Below are 5704 nucleotides of genomic sequence, written 5' to 3' on the forward strand. Positions count from 1 at the left end.
GTCCTGGCACCACACCGCCAGCACGCGCCCGGCCTGCACCCCCGCCTCGCCGCTCACGACGGCGCGCCGGGAACAGCTCTCACGACACCGCTCCCCGCGCGAGCGGAAGTTCGCCCGGAATTCGCCCGGCGGCGGTGCGTCCGGCGGGGACGGCACACCACTCCACGCGACCACCGGTGGGGCGCAATTCGATTCGCCCGCGCCGCGGCTGACCCGCGCGGTGCGAGGCGGCGACGTCGAGGCAGAACGAGCGCAGCCTGCCGTGCCCGGCGCCGAGCCCGGCGTAGCCGGCGATCCTGGCGTCCACCCGCAGGGTGGTGTCGGGCCAGTAGCCGTCGGTGACGACGAGGACGGCACCCTTGGCCCGGGCGCGAGCGGCGATCACCCTGGCGCGGGAGGGGGCGACCCTGCCGCCGCGCAGGCCGAGCACGACCAGGTCGATGCCGTCGAGCAGCACGGCGGCGATCTCGACCGGGTCGGGGCCCGGCTCTGGAATGACCGCCAGTTTGCGCAGGTCGGCACCCATCTCCGCGGCGGCGAGCAGGCCGAGACCGGGCAGTCCGGCGACCGCGGCGTGCCTGCCGTGCGCGGTGGCGGCGGCCAGCAGGCCGGTCAGCAGCGAGCGCGCCCCGGCGTAGGAGACCACCGTCCCCTCGGCGAGCCCGCCGCCGGGCAGCAGACCGGCGAGGGCGGACGGCACCGGCAGCGTCTCCCGCGTTTCCCGCGCCGTGGGCCGCCGCCCCGAGGCCGACTCGCCGCGGCCGGGCACCGCCGCCATCCTGCGCCGCAGCTCGGCGAGCTGGCGCTGCCTGTCGTGCTGGCGGCTCCCGGCTTCTCGCAGTGCGTCCGTACCCATCACTACACCCACTTTCCGATGGACCCCCGCGGCGCGGCCGAGCACGGGCCCGCGAGCGCAGCATCGTTTCAGCTATCGATCATATTCGAATATACGTTCGAATGTCCGCGAGGAGAAGAGCGACCGGGACCAGCACCGCGCCGCGCTGTCGAGACCCCATGCGAACGCACTCGCGCCGGGGGCGAATCAGGCCGTCTACCACCGAATTCGGCTACCCTGCACACCATGATCGATCGTGCTCGCCCCATCGTCGGCCCCGACTATCTGGTCGCAGGCCGCTACCGTCTCCGCTCCAAACTGGGTGGTGGCGGCATGGGCGCGGTGTGGCTGGCCCACGATCGGCTGCTCGACCGCGAGGTCGCGATCAAGCAGGTGCTCACCACCGCGGGCCTGCCGGAGGCCGAGGCGGCCCGCATCCGCGAGCAGATCGTGCACGAGGGCCGGGTCGCGGCCAAGCTCTCCCACGAGCACGCCATCGCCGTCTACGACGTGGTGCTGGAGGCGGGCGAGCCCTGGCTGGTGATGGAGCACTTACCCTCGCGCAGCGTGGCGCGGGCGCTCGGCCTGGTCGACACGCTGCCGGTGCTCGAGGTCGCCCAGATCGGCGCGCAGGTCGCCGACGCACTGGCCGCGGCGCACGCGGTGGGCATCGTGCACCGCGACATCAAGCCGGGCAACATCCTCGTCGCCGATCGCGGCCCCAAGGTCGGCTTCGCCAAGCTCAGCGACTTCGGCATCTCGCGCGGGGCAGGCGACGCCGCCGACGAACCGGACGGCGTCATCACCGGCACCCCCGCCTACCTGCCGCCCGAGGTGGCCCGCGGCGCACAGCCGACCACCGCCTCCGACGTGTTCTCCCTCGGCGCCACCCTCTACACCGCCATCGAGGGTCAGCCGCCCTTCGGCATGGACGAGGACAGCGAGGCGCTGGTGCACCGGGCCGCGATGGCCCAGATCATCCCCCCGCAGCGCACCGGCGAGCTCACCGAGGCGCTGCTGCACATGATGGAACCCGCCCCGCAGCGCAGGCCGACCATGGCCGAGGCGCGCGACGAGATCCTCGCGGCCGCGTTCGGGCCGGGCACCGCCTCCTACATCCTCGGCACGCCGGTGCGCACCGAGGACGGCACCATCCCCTCCTGGGCCACCCGCAACGGCTCGATCGGCGTGCGCAGCCCGCACTCGGCGCCGCTGCCGCGCCCGCACCGCCCAGGTCAGGTCCCCCGACCCCAGCGCGCCAAGGTGCCCGCGCCCAAGCAGGCCAACGCGGCACTCGCGGTCACCATCGGGCTGCTCATCGGGCTGATCATCATCATCGGAGTGCTGGTCATCGCCATGTGACCGGCCGCCGGGCGGACTCAGTCGATGCGCCGCCGGTGCGCCCACCTGGTCAGCGCGTTGCGATTGGACTGCTGAGTCTTGCGCAGCACGTTGGAGGCGTGCGTCTCCACCGTCTTGACCGAGATGAACAACGTCTCGGCGATCTCGCGGTAGGTGTAGCCGCGGGCGAGCAGGCGCAGCACCTCGAGTTCGCGCGGGGTCAGCGAGTCCAGCTCCGGGTCGAGCGGCGGCTCGGGCACCGGGGAGCGACCGGTGAAGGAGTCGAGCACGAAACCGGCCAGCCGGGGGCTGAACACGGCGTCGCCCCCGGCCACCCGGCGGATGCCGTCGGCCAGCTCGGCGCCGGAGATCGTCTTGGTGACATAACCACGGGCGCCCGCGCGGATCACCGCGATCACGTCCTCGGCCGCGTCCGACACGCTCAGCGCCAGACAGACCGGGCCCTCCTCGATGCCGGACAGCACCGCGACCCCGCCGCCGTCGGGCATGTGCACATCCAGCAGCACCACGTCGGGCTCGGTGCTGTTGATGCCGGCGATGGCCTCGGCCACCCCGCCCGCCTCGCCGACCACCTCGAGATCGGCCTCCCGGCTCAGTTCCGCCCGCACCCCCGACCGGAACACCGCGTGATCGTCGACGAGAAAGACCCGCACGGTCACCTGATCCACTCCTCATCTGTCCCCGGCGCCGGACACACTCCGGCCGGACACCATCGGTACCACATCGTTCAGTGCCCGGTCCCGGAAGCGAACTCGCGCGTGGCCCGCGCGCCGGAGCCGGTGGCGGCTCCCGACGGCGCGTCCCGGCCGTCGTCCGAACCCGCGCCGGACGCCTGGCTCCCCTCGTCGGCGCCGGACGGCCCGGCATCCGTGGCGGCCTCGCCCGTGTCGTCGCGGGGCATGAACAGCCGCACCTCGGTGCCGCGGCCGGGCGTGGACAGGATCTCCACCCGCCCGCCGCGACGTTCGATCCGCCCCCGGATCGACTTGGCCAGGCCCTGCCGGTCCCCCGGCACCTCGGCCGGGTCGAAGCCGGCGCCGCGGTCGCGCACGAACACGCTCACCTGATGCGGCTCCACCTCGGCGAACAGATCGACGGTCGGCACGCCGGCGTGTTTGGCGGCGTTGACCATGGCCTCCCTGGTCGCGCCGAGCAGGGCGGTGAAGTGTTCCTTGGGCAGGCCGTCGCCGGAATCGGTCACATCCATGGTGACATCGCCGACGGTCACCGGCGTGACCTTCACCCCGTGCTGGTCCTCCACCTCGCCCGCGATGGTCCGCAGGGCCGCGGCCAGGCTGGAATGCGCGGGCCCGGTGTCCTCGAACAGCCAGCGCCGCAGCTCGCGTTCCTGGCTGCGCGCCAGCCGGACCACCTCGTGCGGGTCCTCGGCCTGCCGCTGGATCAGCGCCAGCGTCTGCAACACCGAGTCGTGCAGGTGCGAGGCGATCTCCTCGCGTTCCTCGTTGCGGATGCGGGCGGCGCGCTCGGCGTCCAGCGCCCTGGCCATCTTCAGCCACAGCGGCACCGTGAGCAGCCCGCCGCCGACCAGCGTGACCACCACCGCGATCAGCGCCGACCCCAGCGACCCCAGGTCGATCCTGGCCAGCACCAGCACACCGAGGCCGAGCACCACCAGGGTGATCCCGGAGACGATGCGCGCCCAGGTGATGACGGTGGGGCGGGCGGGCAGGCCGAACAGCGAGCGCGGCCCGTCGATGTCGTACTCGCGCCACACCAGCGCGGCGCCGACCGCGACCACCACGATCGGGGCGATGACCTTGGCGGCCACGGTGGCGTTCATCAGCCAGGAGACCGCGACGGCCAGCCCGATCCCGAGCATGGCCAGACCGATGGCCTGCCTGCGTTCGGTCGGCGACGGCGCCTGCTCGTCGTAGCCGCCGGGGGTGAACACCCACAGCAGGCCGTAGGCGACGATGCCCGCGCCCGCCAGCGCGGACAGCAGCACGAACACCATCCGCACGGTGAACACGTCGAGCCCGAGATGGTCGGCCAGACCACCGGCCACACCGCCAACGATGCGGCCGCCGGAACGGCGCACCAAGCGCACGGGCGGGGCGCCGACGTCCAGCACCGGGGCGGGCCCGTAACCGCGGGCGGCTCCCGCCGGGTCCGTCCACGCGGGCCCGGCGCCACGGGCAGGCTCGTAGAGCGGACCGGTCGGGTACATGCCTTCGATACTGGCACGACGCCCGGAGCACGGGCATCGGGATTCTCCCTGATGTTGCGCCGATGTCGCGCCGAGCTCCTGCCCGGCTCTTCCCGAGCCGGGGGCACAGGGGTGACGACCCCGGTCCACCGGACTCGGGGAGTCCGGTGGATTTTCAGGGTTACCCCCGATGTGGCGGGCCGCCCGCGCGCCCACCATGGAGGACATGACCAGAACGAGCTTCGGGGATCAGCTCCAGCAGATATGGCGGACCCGGCCGGTGCGGCTGCCGAGGCAGGGGCCGATCGCGGGCGTGGCGGCAGGCTTCGGCAGGCGCTACAACGTCGACCCGGTGCTCATCCGGGTCGCGTTCGCGGTCTCCACCATGTTCGGCGGCTCGGGCATCATGCTCTACCTGCTTGCCTGGCTGCTGCTGCCGGAGTCCGGCGCGCGGCTCTCGCCCGCCGAATCGCTGTTCGGCCGCAAGCATCACCACGGCGAGCACGGCGGCTCGCAGACCAAGACGATCGTGCTCATGGTCGCCCTGGTCATCGCGGTCACCACGGTCGGCCCGATCGGTGTCGAGATGGCCGGGTCCGGGATGATCAGCACCGCGCTCATGCTGGCGGGCTGGTGGATGCTGTTCATGCGCTTCCCCGAGCCGCCGCCGGGCACCAGTCCGAACAACGCCGACGAGACGCCCGTGAGCGCCACCGGTTATCCGGGCGCGGCCTTCCCCACCGCGCCGCCGCGCGCGGCGGGTGGCCACCCGCCGTTCGGCGCGAGTTCCCCGACGCCGGGGCCGTACCAGCAGACGCCGATGTACACGCCGTACACGAAGCTGCCGGATTCCTACGTCCCCGAGTCCTCCGTGCCCGGACAGTCCGTCCCCGAATCGGCCGGCCCCGCGCAGCCCGTTCCCGGGCAGGCCGTCCCCGAGCAGGCCGTCCCCGAGCAGGCCGTTCCCGAGCAGGCCGTTCCCGAGCAGGCGACGGCTCCCGAGCCCGGGCCGACGGGCACCACCGCACCGGGCGCCCCGACCGGGAACGCCGCCACCATCGCGGACCGCCCGCCGACCGACGCCGGCTCGACGAGCACCTCCGATGCCACGCCGGACCCATCGGCCGCCCCGACGACTCCGGTCCTGCGCGAGCCGGAAACGGCGGCCGTCCCCTCGGCCCAGGCAACCGAGTCCACCTCGAAGTCCGAAACGCCCGCCTCGCCGACCGACGCCGCACCCGCCGCACAGCCGGCCGGCCACGACCCGGACGACCCTGCGCGGCCGGACCGCCCCACCGGGCCGAGCACCTCCGCGGGCACGCCGCGACGCGGCCCCGACC

Annotated in this window: 5 protein-coding genes; 2 read left to right on the forward strand and 3 right to left on the reverse strand. The window is 73.6% G+C overall.

The annotated features are described in order from the left end of the window. Window positions 1–79: 79 nt before the first annotated feature. Window positions 80–856, reverse strand: a complete 777-nt coding sequence (locus QH283_RS21600) for a hypothetical protein (protein WP_280504796.1) — start codon at window positions 854–856, stop codon at window positions 80–82. A 225-nt stretch (window positions 857–1081) separates the two neighbouring features. Here QH283_RS21600 and QH283_RS21605 point away from each other — a divergent pair, with 225 nt between their 5' ends. Continuing rightward, complete coding sequence (locus QH283_RS21605) at window positions 1082–2197, forward strand: serine/threonine-protein kinase (protein WP_280504797.1); 1116 nt, start codon at window positions 1082–1084, stop codon at window positions 2195–2197. A gap of 17 nt (window positions 2198–2214) precedes the next feature. Here QH283_RS21605 and QH283_RS21610 read toward each other — a convergent pair whose 3' ends face one another. Beyond that, a complete protein-coding gene (locus tag QH283_RS21610; protein WP_280504800.1) occupies window positions 2215–2850 on the reverse strand; it encodes a response regulator transcription factor in 636 nt (211 codons plus the stop codon). Between the two features lie 74 nt (window positions 2851–2924). Continuing rightward, window positions 2925–4385 carry an ATP-binding protein gene (locus tag QH283_RS21615; protein WP_280504798.1) on the reverse strand — a complete coding sequence of 487 codons (1461 nt, stop codon included), beginning with the start codon at window positions 4383–4385 and terminating at the stop codon, window positions 2925–2927. 205 nt (window positions 4386–4590) lie between these two features. Between QH283_RS21615 and QH283_RS21620 the strand changes: the two genes are divergently transcribed. Further along, on the forward strand, window positions 4591–5704 hold a 1114-nt coding region (locus QH283_RS21620), incomplete at its 3' end, for a PspC domain-containing protein (RefSeq protein ID WP_280504799.1).

This window comes from Nocardia farcinica (assembly GCF_029867845.1).
Lineage (GTDB): Bacteria > Actinomycetota > Actinomycetes > Mycobacteriales > Mycobacteriaceae > Nocardia > Nocardia farcinica_A.